The sequence below is a fragment of the Streptomyces sp. NPDC058985 genome (assembly GCF_042740985.1).
Taxonomy (GTDB): domain Bacteria; phylum Actinomycetota; class Actinomycetes; order Streptomycetales; family Streptomycetaceae; genus Streptomyces.
The window spans coordinates 72,526-89,318 of the sequence record NZ_JBHYJX010000030.1 but is presented as its reverse complement, the minus strand read 5'-3'; the positions used below and the strand labels follow the sequence as shown (position 1 = coordinate 89,318).

The window sequence follows — 16,793 nt, the reverse complement described above, 5'->3', positions numbered from 1 at the left end:
CGCGCCCGACGCACGCAACGAACCGCTCTCCGGTGCGCAACAGGTCCGTCTTGTCCGGCCGAGTCCGCCGACCGTACCGTCTATCTGGCCCCCCCACCCCCTCCCACCGGTGAGGAACACGCATGCGCACCGCCCTGCTCCAGAGCTCCGGCCGGCCCGGCTCCACCGCCGAGAACCTCAAGGTCCTCGACGAGGCCGCCGGCCGGGCCGCCGCCGCGGGTGCCGGGCTACTCGTCACCTCGGAGCTGTTCCTGACCGGGTACGCGATCGGCGACGACATCGGCGTCCTCGCCGAGCCAGCCGACGGCGACTCGGCCGACGCCGTCGCGGAGACCGCCGGGCGCCACGGCCTCGCGATCGCGTACGGCTACCCCGAGCGGGAGGGCGAGCGGGTCTTCAACTCCGTCCAGCTGATCTCCGCCGACGGCACCCGCCTGGCCGACTACCGCAAGACCCACCTCTTCGGCTGCTTCGAGCGCGACCACTTCACCCCCGGCGAGCAGCCGGTCGTGCAGGCGCGGCTCGGCGGCGTCACCGTCGGCCTGATGATCTGCTACGACGTGGAGTTCCCGGAGAACGTCCGGGCCCACGCCCTGGCCGGCACCGACCTGCTGCTCGTGCCGACCGCGCAGATGCACCCGTTCCAGTTCGTCGCCGAGTCGGTCGTGCCGGTGCGGGCCTTCGAGAACCAGATGTACGTGGCGTACGTCAACCGGGCCGGTCAGGAGGGCGAGTTCGAGTTCGTCGGTCTCTCCACCCTCGCCGGGCCCGACGGCACCGCCCGCGCGCGGGCCGGCCGCGCCGAGGAACTGGTCCTCGGCGACGTCGACCCGGCTCTCCTGGCTGCGTCCCGCGAGCACAACCCGTACCTGAGGGACCGTCGCCCCGGTCTCTACGGGTCCCTCGTCCGAACCCCCGCCCCCACCCCCGTTCCACCCGTGCAAGGAGTCCGTACCCCATGACGTCCACCGTGCCCAACGCCGTCGAGCACGCAGACGAGCAGCAGCCGCCGATCACCATGTTCGGTCCGGACTTCCCGTACGCGTACGACGACTTCCTCGCCCACCCGGCGGGACTCGGCCAGATACCGGCGACCGAGCACGGCGCCGAGGTCGCGGTCGTCGGCGGCGGACTCTCCGGCATCGTCGCGGCCTACGAGCTGATGAAGATGGGCCTCAAGCCCGTCGTCTACGAGGCCGACAAGATCGGCGGCCGGCTGCGGACCGTGGGCTTCGACGGCTGCGACGAGTCCCTGACCGCCGAGATGGGCGCGATGCGCTTCCCGCCGTCCTCCACCGCCCTCCAGCACTACATCGACCTGGTCGGGCTGCGGACCACCCCCTTCCCCAACCCGCTCGCCGAGGCGACGCCCTCCACCGTCGTCGACCTCAAGGGCGAGTCGCACTACGCCGAGACGCTCGACGACCTTCCGCAGGTGTACCGGGACGTGGCCGACGCCTGGGCGAAGTGCCTCGAGGAGGGCGCCGACTTCTCCGACATGAACCGCGCCCTGCGCGAGCGCGACGTCCCGCGCATCCGAGAGATCTGGTCGAAGCTGGTCGAGAAGTTCGACAACCAGACCTTCTACGGCTTCCTCTGCGACTCCGACGCCTTCAAGTCCTTCCGGCACCGGGAGATCTTCGGCCAGGTCGGCTTCGGCACCGGCGGCTGGGACACCGACTTCCCCAACTCCATCCTGGAGATCCTGCGGGTCGTCTACACCGAGGCCGACGACCACCACCGCGGCATCGTCGGCGGTTCCCAGCAGCTGCCGACGCGGCTGTGGGAGCGCGAGCCGGAGAAGATCGTCCACTGGCCGCACGGCACCTCGCTCGCCTCGCTGCACGCGGACGGCGAGCCGCGCCCGGCCGTGACCCGGCTGAACCGCACCGCCGGCAACCGGATCACGGTGACGGACGCCGACGGCGACATCCGCACGTACCGGGCGGCGATCTTCACCGCCCAGTCCTGGATGCTGCTGTCCAAGATCGCCTGCGACGACTCGCTCTTCCCGATCGACCACTGGACGGCGATCGAGCGGACCCACTACATGGAGTCGTCCAAGCTCTTCGTCCCGGTCGACCGCCCCTTCTGGCTGGACAAGGCCGCCGACGACAGGGGAAACCCGACGGGCCGGGACGTCATGTCGATGACGCTCACCGACCGCATGACCCGGGGCACCTACCTGCTGGACGACGGCCCGGACAGGCCCGCCGTCATCTGCCTCTCCTACACCTGGTGCGACGACAGCCTGAAGTGGCTGCCGCTCTCCGCCAACGAGCGGATGGAGGTCATGCTGAAGTCCCTCGGCGAGATCTACCCGAAGGTCGACATCAGGAAGCACGTCATCGGCAACCCGGTGACGGTCTCCTGGGAGAACGAGCCCTACTTCATGGGCGCGTTCAAGGCCAACCTCCCCGGCCACTACCGCTACCAGCGGCGCCTGTTCACGCACTTCATGCAGGAGGAGCTGCCCGAGGACAAGCGCGGCATCTTCCTCGCCGGCGACGATATCTCCTGGACGGCCGGCTGGGCCGAGGGCGCGGTCCAGACGGCGCTGAACGCCGTCTGGGGCGTCATGCACCACTTCGGCGGGGAGACCGACGCGACCAACCCGGGGCCGGGCGACGTGTACGACGAGATCGCGCCGGTGGAGCTGCCCGAGGACTGATCCACCGGGCGGTCCCGGGCGGGTCCGCTCAGACGCCGGCCGCCCGGGCCTTCTCGTACACCTGGGCGGCGACGTCCTTCAGCTCCTCGGCGTCCCGCAGGGTGCTCTGGAGGTCGAGCAGGATCTCGTCGAGGCCGAGGTCGGTGTACGCGGCGAGGTCCGCCACGATCTGGTCGACGCTGCCGTGGAACGGGCGGCGCCCGGCGCTGTCGTCGGTCGCCGGGGAGTAGCGGGCGTTGACCCGCAGCGAGGTCCGGATCGGCGCGGTGCGTCCGCGCTCCTCGGCCAGCTCGCGCAGCTGCCGCCACTGCGCGGCCACGGCGTCGGCGCCGATGCCGGAGGGCAGCCAGCCCTCGGCGTGGTCGACCAGGCGGCGCCGGGCCCTGCCGCTGCCGGCGGCCAGCAGGATGGGGATCGGGCGGGCGGGCTTGGGCCCGACCACGGCCGACGCGATCCTGGTGACGTGGCCGTCGTAGACCACGGGGTCCGGCCCCCAGACGGCCCGGCACACCCCGATCAGCTCGTCCAGGGCGGCACCGCGCTCGGCGAACGGCCGCACGGACGCCGCCGCGTACTCGTCGTGGGACCAGCCCGTGCCGAAGCCCGCGACCACCCGGCCGCCGCTGGCCGCGTCCAGTGTGGCGAGCGTCCTGGCCAGCTGGAAGGGCACGTGCAGCGGGGCCACCAGGACGCTGGAGCCCAGCTCCGCCCGTTCGGTGGCCGCGGCGGCGAGGGCCAGGGTGACCAGCGGTTCCGCCACGTCGCGGTACTCGTCGGGCCAGGGCAGGCCCTCGATGCCGTACAGCCCCTGGGTCGCGGGTTCGGGGAACAGGGCCCGCTCGAAGACCCAGAGGCTGTCGTAACCCGTTCGTTCCGCCGCGCGGGCGACGTCGGGGACGTCCTTGCCGATGTCGTACTGGCGCATCTGGGGGAGGCCGAGTCCGAGCCGGATCGTCATGCCTGGGTGCTCCTTCGCAGTCGGGGTGCGATGTCGCGCACGCTTGCAACGTACAACGGACAGGCCGCGGTTGCCCCGTGCGCACCGGAGGCGGTAAGCCGGGTTCAGTCCGGCAGCGGGGTGAGCAGCATGCGTCCGGCGAAGCCCACCGCCGCGTCCAGCCGTTCGGTGAACTCCCCGGCGACGTCCGGCAGCCGGCGCAGCGCCCACAGCGCGCGGGCCGCCGCCCAGGCGGCGGCGCGGGCACGGTCCAGGCTCCAGGAGCCGAGCAGATGGGTCAGCGGGTCGGCGATCCGGAGGAGATCGGGGCCCGGCATCAGCTCGTCGCGGATCCGCTCCTCCAGCGAGACGAGGAGATCGCCCACACGGTCGAACTCGTCCTCCAGGTCGGCGGGTTCGCAGCCGAGCGTACGGCAGGTGTCCACCACGGCCAGCGCCAGATCGTGACCGATGTGCGCGTTGATGCCCGCCAGCGCGAACTGCAGCGGGCGTACGCCGGGATGGCGGCGGAACTGGAACACGGGCCGCCAGCACGCGGGCGGACGGCGGTCCCGATCCGCCGCGTCCACGGCGTCCAGGAACCGCTCCGCGAACCGCACGTCCAGCGCGATCGCCGCTCGGGCGTCCGGGAACCGGCCGCTGTCGATGTGCCGGTCGACCGCCTCCGTGACGGCGAGGTAGACGCGGTTGAAGACCGCCACCCCGTCCCTGCCGGGCAGCGCCGCGTCGAGGGCGCGCATCCGGGTCAGCACCGAGTCCACCGTCCGGACGGCCGTCGGTACTTGCTCGCAGTGGGCCATGGCGGCAGCGTCGCAGCTTTAGGGTGACGGCAGTGCCGGCGGGCCCGGCGCTTCCCCAGAACGGGGGAACGCGCCCGCCGCGCGGGGGAGGGGGAACCGTACGTGTCAGGCCACCGTGCCCGGCGCCGGGCCGCCCGCAGGGCGGAGCGCGGACGCGCCGCCCGGCGCGGCGCCATGGCCGCGCTCGCGTCCGTCGTGGCCGCGGTGGGCGCCACGACCGGCATGCTGACCGTGCTCGGCGACGACGGTGGCGGCGGTGCGGACGAGGCCCGCCCGGCCGTGACGCGGACGCCGTGGCCGAAGTCCCCGCCCGCCGTGCCGTCGCCCTCGGTCTCCGCGCCGGTCTCCGCCGCGCCCCCGGTGCGGAAGGCGAGCGGTACGCCCTCTCCGGCGCGGACGGCCCGGCCGGCGCCGTCCCGTACCGCCGAGCCCGCCACCCGCCTCTACCGGCACCCCGAGTCCCAGGTCCTCGACTGGGTCCGGACCCACCCCGACGACCCGCGTCGGGACGTCATCGCGTCCCGCGTGGCCGGCCGTCCGGCCGCCGTCTGGTTCGCGGACCACACGCCCGCCACCCTCACCTCCCGGGTCCGCGCCGTCACCTCCGAGGGCGCCGCCCGGGGCCAAGTGCCGGTCGTCGTGCCGTACGCGATACCCGACCGCGACTGCGGCGGCCACTCCCAGGGCGGGGCGCCGGATCTGGACGCCTACGACGACTGGATCGACCGGTTCGCGGCCGGGCTCGGCTCCGGCGAGGTCATCGTGATCCTGGAGCCCGACTCGGTCGCGCAGGCCGACTGCCTGTCAGCGGGGGAGCGGGCCGACCGCTTCGCCTCCCTGGCCCGGGCCGGCCGGGTGATGAAGGAGGCCAATCCCGCCGCCCGGGTCTACTTCGACGCGGGCCACTCCGGCTGGCACGCGCCCGCCAGACAGGCGGCCTGGCTGAAACAGGCCGGCGCCGCCTCGCCCGACTCCTCCGACGGCGTCTTCAGCAACGTCTCCAACTTCCACGCCACCGCCGACGAGGTCGCCCACGACCGCGCCGTCCTCGACGCCCTCGGCGGCCCGGAGAGCCTCGGCGCCGTCATCGACACCAGCCGCAACGGCAACGGCGCGCCGTCCGACGGCGAGTGGTGCGACCCGGCCGGCCGCGCACTCGGGCGCGCGCCGACCCTGCACACCGGCATGGGACGCGTCGACGCCTACCTGTGGGTCAAGCTGCCCGGCGAGTCCGACGGCTGCCGGGGGAAGCCGGGCACCTTCACGCCGTCGTACGCCTACGACCTGGCGCGCTGAGCGCCCGGATCGTCGCCCCCGCCCTTCTCGTCGTACGAGGACGTCCCCTCGTCGAGCAGCGGCCGCTGCGTCTTGAGGTGGGCCGGGGCGAACGCCCGCAGCGCGTGGTAGCCGGTGATGACGACCAGGGTGCCGAGCGCGATGCCGCTGAGCGAGAAGGTGTCGGTGAACTCCATGCTGACGTTGCCGACGCCGATGATGATGCCCGCGGCGGCCGGCACCAGGTTGAGCGGGTTGCGCAGGTCCACCTTGGCGTTGACCCAGATCTGGGCGCCGAGCAGGCCGATCATGCCGTAGAGGATGACGGTGATGCCGCCGAGGACACCGCCCGGGATGGCCGCCACGACCGCGCCGAACTTCGGGCAGAGGCCGAAGAGGAGGGCGAATCCCGCGGCGGCCCAGTAGGCGGCCGTCGAGTAGACCCGGGTCGCGGCCATCACGCCGATGTTCTCGGAGTACGTGGTGTTGGGCGGGCCGCCCACCGCGGTGGAGAGCATCGAGCCCACGCCGTCCGCGGAGATCGCCGTGCCCAGCTTGTCGTCGAGCGGGTCGCCGGTCATCTCGCCGACCGCCTTGACGTGCCCGGCGTTCTCCGCGACCAGCGCGATGACGACCGGCAGGGCGACCAGGATCGCCGACCACTCGAAGCTCGGCCCGTGGAACGACGGCAGGCCGATCCAGTCGGCCTGGCCCACGGCGGACAGGTCGAGGCGCCAGTGGTCGGTGAGCTTGCCGCTGCCGTCCACCGAGTGGATCTTCCCGAAGACCAGGTCGAGCACCCAGGACAGCAGGTAGCCGAAGACCAGCCCCAGGAAGATCGCGATCCGGGACCAGAAGCCGCGCAGGCAGACCACGGCCAGACCGGTGAACAGCATCACCAGCAGCGCCGTCCACTGGTCCTGCGGCCAGTAGGTGGACGCGGTGACCGGCGCCAGGTTGAAGCCGATCAGCATCACCACCGCACCGGTGACGATCGGCGGCATCGCGGCGTGGATGATCCGCGCCCCGAAGCGCCGCACGGCGAGACCCACCAGGAAGAGCGCGGCGCCGACCACCAGGACCGCGCCCGTCACCGTGGCGCTGGTGCCGCCCTGCGCCCGGATGACCGCGGCGACGCCGACGAAGGAGAGTGAGCAGCCCAGGTAGCTGGGGACCCGGCCGCGGGTGGCGAGCAGGAAGATGACGGTCGCCACGCCCGACATCATGATCGCCAGGTTCGGGTCCAGGCCCATCAGGACCGGAGCCACGAAGGACGCCCCGAACATGGCGACCACGTGCTGGGCGCCGAGCCCGGCCGTGCGGGGCCACGAGAGCCGTTCGTCGGGGCGGACCACCGCTCCGGGGGCGGGGGTCTTCCCGTCCCCGTGCAGCTTCCAGCGCACGCCGAGGTCCATGGTGAGGTTTCGCTTTCTCTGTACGTGAGGACGGTCCGGACCATTGTCAGGGACGCCCGGCCCGCTCACGTCCCGCCCCCCTCCCCGGCTGACCAGCGACTTCCCGGTGGCTGTCGCCCGGTGGCGCCCCGGGGCGGCGGTCCTCAGGACTGCCGGCCGGGCACGCCCGCGTTCGACGGGCTGATCTTCGGGCGGTCCCGGTCCCCGACGCGCAGCACCTTCGCGAACACCACGAGACAGCAGGCCAGCACGGTCACCAGACCGAACGACACCACCAGGCTGGTCGCCTGGGCCAGCCCGCCGATCGCGCTCGGGGCGACCAGCCCCGAGGTGTACGTGATGGTGGCGACGCCCGCGATGGCCAGGCTCGGGTTGGACCCGGCCCGGCCGGCCGCGGCGAAGCACAGCGGGACGACCACGGCGATGCCGAGGCCCATCAGCGCGAAACCGGTCATCGCCACCGCCGGACGGCCCCCCACGACGACGAGCAGACCGCCGAGCGTGGCCAGGACGCCGCTCACGCGCACCACACGCACCGCGCCGAACCGGTCCACCACCTTGTCGCCGGCCAGCCGGGCCAGCGCCATGGTGAGCGTGAAGCCGGTCGTGCAGGCCGCCGCCAGACCGGCCGAGGTCTCCAGCTCGTCCCGCAGATAGACCGCCGACCAGTCCAGGCTCGCCCCCTCCGCGAACACCGCGCAGAACCCGACCGCGCCGATCAGCAGCGCCGACCTGGGCGGCAGCGCGAACCGCGGCGGCGGGTCCTCGTCCTCGGCGGACTGGAGGTCCAGCACCCATGTGCAGGCGACCAGGCCCGTCACGGTCAGCACCGCGGCGGCCAGCACGTGGTGCAGCCGGGCGTCCGCGCCCAGGTGGGCGGCGAGTGTGCCGGCGGCCGATCCGATCAGCGCGCCCGCGCTCCACATGCCGTGCAGGCTGGACATGATCGACCGGTCGAGCCGGTTCTCCGTCTCCACGCCGAGCGCGTTCATCGCCACGTCCGACATGCCCGCGGTGGCGCCGTAGACGGACAGGGCGAGGCACAGGGTGAGCAGGTTCGGGGCGAGGGAGGGCAGCACCAGCGCCAGCGTCCACAGCGCCAGCAGACCGCGCAGCGCGGTGCGGGCGCCGAAGCGGTGGCTGACGGTGCCCGCCAGCGGCATCGCGACGGACGCGCCCAGCGCCGGGAAGGCCAGGGCCAGCCCCAGCTGCCCCGCGCTCACCCCGGCGTGGTCCTGGATCCACGGCACGCGGGTCGCGAAGGAACCGGTGACGGCGCCGTGCACGGCGAACACGGCCGCCACGGCGTACCGGGCCCGCCTCACCTCGCGTTGCCCGTAGGCCACTGTGCCCATCGTCCACCCCTCCGTCTCCGCGCCGCGCGAGCCGGCGGCCGCCGCGTAAACTATCAGGGACCCTGCCTGATAGATAGTGAATAACCGGCGCGCGCTCCGCGCCGCCGATCTGGAAGGATCCCGGCATGCCCGCATCCCCGAGCACCGCCCGGGCCATCAACGACCGGCTCGCCCTCGACCTGCTCCAGCGGCAGGGCCCGTTGACGGCAGGGCAGTTGAAGCAGTTGACCGGCCTGTCCCGGCCCACCGTGGCCGACCTCGTCGAACGCCTCACCGCCGCCGGGCTGATCGAGGTGGCGGGCGAGTCGGGCGAGCAGCGCCGGGGTCCGAACGCCAAGCTGTACGGCATCGTCGCCGGGCGGGCCCACCTCGCCGCCCTCGACGTCCGCACCGAGGGCGTCGCCGTCCTGGTCTCCGACCTGGTCGGCCGGGTGCTCGCCGAGGCGTCCGCGCCGATCGACGACGACTCGGGCACCGGGCCCGCGGTGGAGCAGGCGATGGGCCTGGTGGAGCGCGCGGCGAAGGAGGCCGGCGCCGACCGGCTGCACACCGTCGGCATCGGCGCGCCCGGCCTGATCGACCCGGCCAGCGGCGAACTCCGCGACTCCAGCGGCCTGCCCGCGTGGCACCGCCGGCTGACGGCCGCCCTCCAGGAGAAGTTCCCCGAGGCGCGGGTGGGCGTCGAGAACGAGACCAACCTCGCCGCCCTGGCCGAGCAGCGCGACGGCGCGGCCCGGGACCGGGACACCTTCGTGCTCCTTTGGCTCGGCCGCGGCATCGGTGCCGCCGTCGTCCTCGACGGCACGCTGCGCCGGGGCGTCTCCGGCGGCGCCGGCGAGATCGGCTTCATGCCGGTGCCGGGCACCTCGGGCCTGCCGTCCGCCACCGACTGCGACGGCGGCTTCCACTCCGTCGCCGGGGCGGCCGCGGTGACCGCCCTCGCCGCGGAGCACGGCCTCACCGCGACCCCGGCCGGTGCCGAGCCGTACGCGGCCGCGCTGGTCCGGGAGGCGGTACGCGGCTGTGCGCCGGGCGCCGAACCCTTCCTGGACGCGCTCGCCGACCGGATCGTCCTCGGGGCCGCCGCCGTCGTCTCCGTCCTCGACCCCGGCTGCCTGGTGCTGGCCGGCGAGATCGGCCGGGCGGGCGCCGACGCCCTGGCCACCCGCGTCCAGCACCGCCTCACCCGGATGTCACCCCTCGCCACCGAGGTACGCCCCAGCACCCTGGGCGGCGGCGCCGTCCTGCGCGGCGCCCTGCTCACCGCCCGCGACCGGGCCCAGGACGACCTGTTCACCCCGCCGGAGCGGTAGCCGGCGGCGCGATGGCGGTGGTGGGTCGGCCTACCTCGGCCCGGCACGCACCCACCGCGCCGGCGGCGGTGCACACATGCCCGTCCCGGAAGCCCAGGCAGGTGGACCGGCGAGTCGGCTCGGGCACTCGGCCCCGAAGCCGGTGCACGGAACCGGGCCGTCCCTGGCGCGCGCTGCACTCCCCGGCGGGCGGGGCACCTCCACGGCCGGTGCGCGGGCCGCTTACTACCCTTGCCGTCGCGAGCCCGCGTGCGCGGTCAGGGTGCCGGCCGCCGCGCCTCCGCGTCCGTGCCGCCGAAGGCCGACCCGTCCGCCGCCAGCCACAGCAGGACCGCGGGCAGCAGGACCGCCGCTCCCAGCAGTGCCATGAAACCCGCGGCGCTCGCCGCGGGCAGGGGCTCCAGGTGCCGGGCGTGGAACAGGAGATGGGCGACGGAGTTCACCAGGTAGGCCACCAGCGCGGTCAGCACCAGACGCCGCTCCATCGCCGCCACCGCCGCGCACAGCACCACGGCGAGCGCGAGGCTGGCGCCGCCGAAGTCCTGGAGCAGATGCTCGTTGTAGGGCGGCAGGTGCGACACCCAGGGCCATTTCCAGAACAGCTCGGGCAGCAGCACGATCGCCAGCCCCAGCACCACCTGCGTACCGGCGAGCAGACCGAGACCCGCCCGCAGCCACGCGCGTCGGCTCATCCGCGCCGCCCGTCCTCCCCGCCGCCGAACCGTGCCGTCAGATACTCCTCGAACGTGCCCGTGCCGACCGCCCGTCCGGGCGCCAGGTGCCCGCCCTCGCGGAACGCCCGGTAAGTCTTCCCCGCCAGCGGCACTTTCACCACGGCCCGCCTGCGACCCGTCGCGCGCAGATACGCGCGGGCCAGTGACTCGAACGTCCGCACCTCGGGGCCGCCCATGTCGGCCACCCGTCCGGCGGGCGCGCCGGCGGCCAGTGCGGCGAGCCGGCCGGCCACCTCCGCCACCTCGACCGGCTGGTCGCGGATCCCGGCCGGCAGCGGCAGGACCGGCGCCTTGGCCAGCGCCTGGAGCGCCTGCACGACCAGGTCGTGGAACTGGGTCGCCCGCAGTACGGTCCAGCCGAGCCCCGACTCCTCGACCATCCGCTCGACCGCGAGCTTGGACCGGTAGTAGCCGTACGGCACCCGGTCGACGCCGACGATCGAGATGTAGACCAGATGGGCCACCCCGGCCCGCCGCGCCGCCGCGACGAGGTTCGAGGCCGCCCGTTCGTCACCACCGCGCGGTGAGGTCGCGCAGTGCACGACCGTCTCCACTCCGCCGAGCGCGGCGTCCAGTCCGCCGCCGTTCTCGCGCAGGTCGACGGCGTACGGCGGGCTGTGCCGGCTCAGCACCCGTACCTCGTGCCCGTCCGTGCGCAGCCGTTCGGTGACGAGCCGGCCGAGGGTGCCGGTACCGCCGGTCACCAGGATGTCGGTCATGCTGCTCAGCCCCTGTCGGACGCGGGGCTCCGGGGTGGAGCGCCCTGCTGTCACGTCCAGTCTGTCGAGGCCGGTCCCGCTCCGCAGGTCGCCGACTGGGTGGCCCGGCGGCGGGCAAGGGCCGTCGTCACCGCCGCCGGGCCGGTTCTGTCCGGAGGTCAGCAGGCCCCCAGGTCCTGCCAGACGCCCCATTCACCGGTGGTGCCGGGCTCCTCGCCCTTCGTCCACCACTTGGACTTCCACGTGTGCCCCTGGTGGGACACCGTGATGCCGCCGCCGTACGCCGTGGCCGTCTCCCACGCCGGGGCGGCGCACTCCGTCGGGCCGGGCGACCCGGATCCCGTGGGGGAGGGCGTGGGTGTCGGCGTCGGACTCGGTGTGCCGGGGTCGACCACGGTCGTGCCGCGGGCGAGGTCACCCGTCAGGCCGTACGACTTCCCGCCGAAGGTCACCGTCCAGTTCGACGGCGTCGACACCGGCAGGTAGTACACGAGGTCCACCGTCGTGGAGGCCCCCGGCGCCAGCGACTGCCAGGCGGGCAGCTTCAGCGAGGCCCGGTGGTAGTCGCCCTTGAGCCCGCCCACGTTGGCGCCGGTGTGGTCGCTGCGGACCACCGAAGTGCCCCAGCCGGACTGGTCCTTGGCGTTGCCGGGCGCGGACGTGCCGTAGTCGAACCGGAAAGCCGTACCGCCGGGCAGCGCCGTGTCCGTGTTGTTGGTGATCTTGAGCTTGGGGCTGATCGGGTAGTTGGAGTCGCCCAGCGGGAACTGCTCGAACTCCACGCCGACGTCCAGCGTCTCGGACGGCATCTCGATGGTGGCGCGCCGGGCGCCGTACGGACCGGCCGCCTTGAAGGTGTCGTACATCGTGTCGGTCAGCGTCGAACCCGGCACGTACTGGCCCTTGCCCGCGTCCCAGGCGTAGTCGCCGGCCAGCTCCCAGATCATCGCCCCGCCGATGCCGCGGTCGGCCACGTAGTCGGCCTTCGCCCGCACCGACTGCTCGTCCTCGGTGGAGAGGAAGACCTTCTTCTCGGCGTTCCACAGCCAGGGCGCGACCAGTGTGGCGTCGTACTTGCGGGCGTACGTCCCGGTCAGCCGGGTGCCGGCGGGGAAGCCGTAGTCGGTGACGTAGTCGCCGACGATGCCCTTCTCCAGGTTCTTCGCGTGCCACATGGGGTTGGAACCCGCGGGCGACTCCTCGCCGTCGGTGTCCAGGTCGTGCCACAGGTTGTCGATGCCGACCGCGCCGTCACCGCACTTGGTCAGGCCGGAGCCGGCCGGGCAGTCCGTGGCGGGGGCCCGGCCCCAGAGCCCGTCGGTGCCGCCGGTGACGTTCTTGAAGCCGCGCGTGTAGTACGGCAGCCCGATGTTGATGCGGCCCGCGGGCATCGAGCCGCGGAAGTAGTGGTAGGCCCAGTCGGTGTTGAGGTAGCCGATGCCGCCGTACTGGGAGGTCGTGTACACGCCCGCGGCGGCGAGTTCCGCGTCCTTGCCGTCGTCGAAGAGGGAGGCGTTGGGGCCGACGTACTCGTTCCAGGCGCCGTGCAGGTCGTACGACATGATGTTGACGTAGTCCAGGTACTTCTGGACCTGGAAGGTCTCCATGCCGCGCAGCAGATACCCGGAGGACGGAGCGGCGACGGAGAGCAGGTAGTGCCGGCCGTCCGCGGCACCCGCCCGGTCGAGCTTCTCGCGCAGCGTCTTCATCAGCGCCGCGTAGCCCTTGACCAGTCCGGCCCGGCGGCCGCCCGCGAACGACCAGTCCAGCGGGTTGCCCGCGTCCTTCATCGTCGTCGGGTACTCGTAGTCGATGTCGACGCCGTTGAAGCCGTACTCGCGTACGAAGTCGACGGCCGAGTCCGCGAAGGTGTCGATGCCGGCCTGGTTGACCGAGCCGTCCGCGTGGGTGGCCATCGAGTAGAAGCCGCCCGAGTCCACGCGCGAGCCGTCGTCCGCGAAGTAGCCGCCCGTCTCGGCCCAGCCGCCCACCGAGATCATCGTCTTGACGTCGGGGTGCTGCTTCTTGAACTTGTTGAGCAGGTTGAAGTGGCCCTTGTAGGGGAGGTCCGGGTCCATCTCGGCGCCCGCGACCCCGGGCCAGGTCATGCCGGTGGCCGGGTTCTTCGCGCCGTCCGACCCCACGGAGAGCCGGTTGCCGCCGTCGACGTGCGCGAAGGCGTAGTTGATGTGGGTGATCTTGTCCCACGGGATGTCCGAGGCCAGGTACGCCGGCTTGCCGTCCTTGCCGGTGCGCCAGCTCGTGAAGTACCCGATCACCCGGCGCGGGTGGTCCGCGCCCATCTTCTCCCGGCCGGCGGAGTCGTAGACCGAGCAGTACGGGACGTCGGTGCCGGGGGTCTCGTAGAGCCCGTCCGGGCGACAGGACTCCTGGTCGGCGGCTTGCGAGGCGGTCGCCGGGAGTCCGGCGAGGAAGAGCCCGGCGATGGCGGCGGCAGCGGCGAGGAGCGCGGGTCTCGCCCGGCGGGGGGATCTGGAACGTGAGGGGGAAGGCACAGTCGGGTTCCTCTCCACGGAAGTTGCGCAGACAGTAGAGAGGACTAGACCAGAGCGTCAATAGGTATGGACCAATTGAAAAGCCCAGTGCGGGCGGGCCAGTTGAGGAGGTGCCGGGCGGTCGGGCCCCGGCCGGAAAGCGCTCTGTGAGCCACCCCACACACTCCGTCCGCATGGACGGCGATCAGGCGTGGCACACTGGCTCTGTACCAGAAGCAGCGCACTCCGGGGTCGGTGAAAGTCCGAACCGGCGGTTACAGTCCGCGACCCGGTCGCCTCCAGCGACCGGTTGACCAGGTGAAATTCCTGGACCGACGGTTAAAGTCCGGATGGGAGGCAGTGCGCGGCGAGCGGGCATGCGTGCGCGCCGCCGATCTCTGGGCTCGCCCGTCACGGGTGGGCCCGTCCGGCGTCGTCCGAGGTGTCCTCGCTCGCGGTCTCTGTCGATCTCGACAGCCCCGGAGTCCGTGCCCGAAGAGGCAGGAGGACCCGGGAAGTGTTCACCGGAATCGTCGAAGAGCTGGGCGAGATCACCGCCGTCGAGACCCTCGACGACGCCTGCCGCTTCCGTCTGCGCGGCCCCGTGGTCACCGAAGGGGCCCGGCACGGAGACTCCATCGCCGTCAACGGCGTCTGCCTGACGGTCGTCGACCACGAGGGCGACGAGTTCACCGCCGACGTGATGGCCGAGACCCTGAACCGCTCCAGCCTGGGCGTCCTCACCGCCGGCTCCCGCGTCAACCTGGAGCGCCCCACCGCGGTCGGCGCCCGCCTCGGCGGCCACATCGTGCAGGGCCACGTCGACGGCACCGGCGGGATCCTGGAGCGCAAGCCCTCCGAGCACTGGGAGGTCGTGAAGATCTCCCTGCCCGCGGACCTCGCCCGCTACGTCGTGGAGAAGGGCTCCATCACCGTCGACGGCATCAGCCTCACCGTCGTCGACGCCGGACCCGACTTCTTCACCGTCAGCCTCATCCCCACCACCCTCGCCCTGACCACGCTGGGCCTCAAGCAGCCCGGCGACCCGGTCAACCTCGAAGTGGACGTCATCGCGAAGTACGTCGAGCGGCTGCTGGGCGACCGCGCCGGACAGGGAGACGCCCGGTGAACTGGCTCAACTCCGAGGCGTTCACGCTCTTCGACCAGCACATCAAGTGGTCCGACATGATCGGCAACGTGATCGGTCTGCTCGGCCTCGCGCTCGGCTGGCGGCGCTCCATCTGGACCTGGCCCGTGCAGTTCGTCTCCGGACTCGTCCTCTTCACCGCCTTCGCCACCGCCCACCTCTCCGGCAGCGCCGGCAAGCAGGTCGTCGTCATGGCGGTCGCCGCCTGGGGCTTCTGGCAGTGGAACCGCGGCCGGCAGCAGAACCAGGACGGCTCCATCGCCGTCCGGTTCGCCACCTGGCGCGAGCGCGGCGTCCTGGCCGCCGCGGCCGCCGCCGGCACCCTCGCGGTGGGCGGCCTGTTCACCGCCTACCCGACCCTGTCCTGGGACCCCTGGCCGGACGCCTACATCTTCGTCGGCACCGTCGTCGCGATGTACGCCCAGGCGCGCGGCATGGTCGAGTTCTGGTTCGCCTGGCTGCTGGTCGACCTGGTCGGCGTCCCGCTGAACTTCGCCAACGGCTTCGCCTTCTCCGGCTTCGTCTACGTCCTCTACGGCGCGCTCGTCCTGTGGGGCCTGCGCGACTGGTGGCTGCGCTCCCGTGAGGCGACGCGGCCCATCCCGGAAGGAGCGCCCGCATGAGTACCGCACCGATCCTCTACAGCCCCGACGGCATCGACGACCTCTCGCTCGACCCGGTCGAGCGGGCCATCGCCGACATCGCCGCCGGACGCCCGGTCGTCGTCGTCGACGACGAGAGCCGCGAGAACGAGGGCGACCTCGTCATCGCCGCCGAGAAGGCGACGGAGGAGATCGTCGCCTTCATGATGAGCGAGTGCCGCGGCCTGATCTGCGCCCCCATGGAGGGCGACGAACTGGACCGGCTCCGGCTCCCGCAGATGGTCGACGACAACACCGAGTCGATGAAGACCGCCTTCACCGTCTCCGTCGACGCCACCGCCGCCCACGGCGTGAGCACCGGCATCTCGGCATCGGACCGTGCCACCACCCTCCAGCTCCTCGCGAGCGGCACCGCCGAACCCACCGACCTGGTCCGCCCCGGCCACATCTTCCCGCTGCGCGCCCGCTCCGGCGGCGTCCTCGTCCGCGACGGCCACACCGAGGCCGCCGTCGACCTGGCCCGCCTCGCGGGGCTGCGCCCGGCCGGCGCCATCGTCGAGATCGCCGGTGAGGACGGCCGGATGCTGCGGCTGCCCGAGCTGATCCCGTTCGCCCGCAAGCACGGCCTGACGATCATCTCCATCGAGGACCTGATCGCCTACCGCCGCAGCGCCGAACCCACCGTCCGCCGCGAGGCCGAGGTCCACCTCCCCACCCGGCACGGCGAGTTCACGGCGTACGGCTACCGCTCCACCGTCGACGGCGTCGAGCACGTCGCCCTCGTGCACGGCGAGATCGGCGACGGCAAGGACGTCGTCGTCCGCATCCACTCCGAGTGCCTCACCGGCGACGTCTTCGGCTCCCAGCGCTGCGACTGCGGCCCCCAGCTCGACGCCTCCCTGGACCGCATCCAGGCCGAGGGCCGGGGCGTGGTCGTCTACCTGCGCGGCCACGAGGGGCGCGGCATCGGTCTGATGTCCAAGCTGCGCGCCTACGAACTCCAGGAGCGCGGCCGGGACACCCTCGACGCCAACCTGGAACTGGGCCTGCCCGCCGACGCCCGCGACTACGGCGCCGGCGCCCAGATCCTCCAGGACCTCGGCGTACGCTCCGTCCGCCTGATGACCAACAACCCGGACAAGAGCGACGCCCTGGTCCGGCACGGCATCGACGTCACCGGCCGCGAGCCGATGCCCGTCCAGGCCGGTGAGCACAACCTCCGCTACCTGCGCACCAAGCGGGACCGGATGGGACACGACCTGCCCTGGCTGGACACGAAGCCCGTGTCCACCTGCGGCAACCAGTAAGC

Annotated in this window: 14 protein-coding genes and 1 riboswitch; of the genes, 7 read left to right on the top strand and 7 right to left on the bottom strand. The window is 72.8% G+C overall.

Annotated elements, in window-relative coordinates:
- Positions 1-122 precede the first annotated feature (122 nt).
- On the top strand, positions 123-962 hold the full coding sequence (locus ACFW01_RS24545; RefSeq protein ID WP_234958259.1) for a carbon-nitrogen hydrolase family protein: 840 nt from the start codon (positions 123-125) through the stop codon (positions 960-962).
- Positions 959-2,671, top strand: coding sequence for an NAD(P)/FAD-dependent oxidoreductase (locus ACFW01_RS24540; protein WP_234958258.1), 1,713 nt, complete (start codon positions 959-961; stop codon positions 2,669-2,671). Before ACFW01_RS24545 ends, ACFW01_RS24540 begins: the two co-directional genes overlap by 4 nt.
- A 28-nt stretch (positions 2,672-2,699) precedes the next feature.
- On the opposite strand, the gene ACFW01_RS24535 is transcribed toward ACFW01_RS24540, so the two are convergent.
- Positions 2,700-3,629: a TIGR03619 family F420-dependent LLM class oxidoreductase gene (locus ACFW01_RS24535; RefSeq protein ID WP_234958257.1), complete on the bottom strand. Its 930-nt coding sequence runs from the start codon at positions 3,627-3,629 to the stop codon at positions 2,700-2,702.
- A gap of 104 nt (positions 3,630-3,733) precedes the next feature.
- Positions 3,734-4,429, bottom strand: coding sequence for a DUF5995 family protein (locus ACFW01_RS24530; protein WP_384506607.1), 696 nt, complete (start codon positions 4,427-4,429; stop codon positions 3,734-3,736).
- A 174-nt stretch (positions 4,430-4,603) separates the two neighbouring features.
- On the opposite strand from ACFW01_RS24530, the gene ACFW01_RS24525 reads away from it, so the two are divergent.
- Positions 4,604-5,725, top strand: a complete 1,122-nt coding sequence (locus tag ACFW01_RS24525) for a glycoside hydrolase family 6 protein (RefSeq protein WP_384506632.1) — start codon at positions 4,604-4,606, stop codon at positions 5,723-5,725.
- On the opposite strand, the gene ACFW01_RS24520 is transcribed toward ACFW01_RS24525, so the two are convergent.
- Both ACFW01_RS24520 and ACFW01_RS24515 read right to left on the bottom strand, forming a co-directional pair.
- Positions 5,707-7,119 (bottom strand): uracil-xanthine permease family protein, encoded by a 1,413-nt coding sequence (locus tag ACFW01_RS24520; RefSeq protein ID WP_384506604.1) that lies wholly within the window; start codon positions 7,117-7,119, stop codon positions 5,707-5,709. The genes ACFW01_RS24525 and ACFW01_RS24520 overlap by 19 nt on opposite strands.
- Before the next feature lie 143 nt (positions 7,120-7,262).
- Positions 7,263-8,474 (bottom strand): MFS transporter, encoded by a 1,212-nt coding sequence (locus tag ACFW01_RS24515; protein ID WP_384506601.1) that lies wholly within the window; start codon positions 8,472-8,474, stop codon positions 7,263-7,265.
- 125 nt (positions 8,475-8,599) lie between these two features.
- On the opposite strand from ACFW01_RS24515, the gene ACFW01_RS24510 reads away from it, so the two are divergent.
- The gene (locus tag ACFW01_RS24510) at positions 8,600-9,787 is read left to right on the top strand and encodes an ROK family transcriptional regulator (RefSeq protein ID WP_234958253.1); all 1,188 of its coding nucleotides are present in this window, start codon (positions 8,600-8,602) and stop codon (positions 9,785-9,787) included.
- 257 nt (positions 9,788-10,044) lie between these two features.
- Here ACFW01_RS24510 and ACFW01_RS24505 read toward each other — a convergent pair whose 3' ends face one another.
- The 3 genes from ACFW01_RS24505 to ACFW01_RS24495 all read right to left on the bottom strand — a co-directional run bounded on the left by ACFW01_RS24505 (position 10,045) and on the right by ACFW01_RS24495 (position 13,756).
- Positions 10,045-10,479: a hypothetical protein gene (locus ACFW01_RS24505; protein WP_384506597.1), complete on the bottom strand. Its 435-nt coding sequence runs from the start codon at positions 10,477-10,479 to the stop codon at positions 10,045-10,047.
- Positions 10,476-11,240, bottom strand: a complete 765-nt coding sequence (locus ACFW01_RS24500) for an SDR family oxidoreductase (RefSeq protein ID WP_384506594.1) — start codon at positions 11,238-11,240, stop codon at positions 10,476-10,478. The genes ACFW01_RS24505 and ACFW01_RS24500 overlap by 4 nt, the downstream gene beginning before the upstream one ends.
- A 158-nt stretch (positions 11,241-11,398) precedes the next feature.
- Entirely contained in the window at positions 11,399-13,756 is a 2,358-nt protein-coding gene (locus ACFW01_RS24495; protein ID WP_384506591.1) for a chitinase C-terminal domain-containing protein, read from the bottom strand.
- Between the two features lie 216 nt (positions 13,757-13,972).
- Positions 13,973-14,103, top strand: a riboswitch (FMN riboswitch).
- A gap of 149 nt (positions 14,104-14,252) precedes the next feature.
- Between ACFW01_RS24495 and ACFW01_RS24490 the strand changes: the two genes are divergently transcribed.
- Genes ACFW01_RS24490 through ACFW01_RS24480 form a run of 3 tightly spaced genes read left to right on the top strand, consistent with a single transcriptional unit; the run spans position 14,253 to position 16,791 of the window.
- The gene (locus tag ACFW01_RS24490) at positions 14,253-14,864 is read left to right on the top strand and encodes a riboflavin synthase (RefSeq protein ID WP_384506588.1); all 612 of its coding nucleotides are present in this window, start codon (positions 14,253-14,255) and stop codon (positions 14,862-14,864) included.
- Positions 14,861-15,505 (top strand): nicotinamide mononucleotide transporter family protein, encoded by a 645-nt coding sequence (locus ACFW01_RS24485; protein ID WP_234958248.1) that lies wholly within the window; start codon positions 14,861-14,863, stop codon positions 15,503-15,505. Before ACFW01_RS24490 ends, ACFW01_RS24485 begins: the two co-directional genes overlap by 4 nt.
- Positions 15,502-16,791, top strand: coding sequence for a bifunctional 3,4-dihydroxy-2-butanone-4-phosphate synthase/GTP cyclohydrolase II (locus tag ACFW01_RS24480; protein ID WP_234958247.1), 1,290 nt, complete (start codon positions 15,502-15,504; stop codon positions 16,789-16,791). The genes ACFW01_RS24485 and ACFW01_RS24480 overlap by 4 nt, the downstream gene beginning before the upstream one ends.
- Positions 16,792-16,793 lie beyond the last annotated feature (2 nt).